The sequence below is a fragment of the Mesorhizobium sp. M2D.F.Ca.ET.226.01.1.1 genome (assembly GCF_004022705.2).
Taxonomy (GTDB): domain Bacteria; phylum Pseudomonadota; class Alphaproteobacteria; order Rhizobiales; family Rhizobiaceae; genus Mesorhizobium.
In genome coordinates this window covers 1-279 of record NZ_RZOY02000146.1, presented here as the reverse complement: position 1 = coordinate 279, position 279 = coordinate 1, and the positions used below count along the sequence as shown (strand labels likewise).

General features: G+C 58.8%; 1 protein-coding gene. It reads left to right on the top strand.

Annotation, left to right across the window (positions count from 1 at the left end):
• Window positions 1-279 (top strand): NAD(P)H-dependent oxidoreductase (locus EN869_RS34155; protein WP_135916173.1); only part of this gene is annotated, 279 nt, incomplete at both ends.

Genomic DNA, 279 nt, shown 5'->3' with positions numbered 1-279 from the left:
GCTTCACCAGCGCATCGTCAAGACGCTCAAGGCGAGAGGCGACGAAGTCATCGACTTCGACCTGTACAAGATGGGTTTCAATCCGGCGATGCTGCCCGAGGAATGGCGTGGCCATTACGATCCCTCCCAGGTGCCGAAGGATCTGCAGGTCTATGTCGATGCGCTGTTATGGGCAGAGGCATGCGTCTTCTGCTTTCCGACCTGGTGGTCGGGCATGCCCGCCATACTGAAAGGCTATTTCGATCGCGTATGGCGCCCAGGCATCGCTTACGAGGTGCC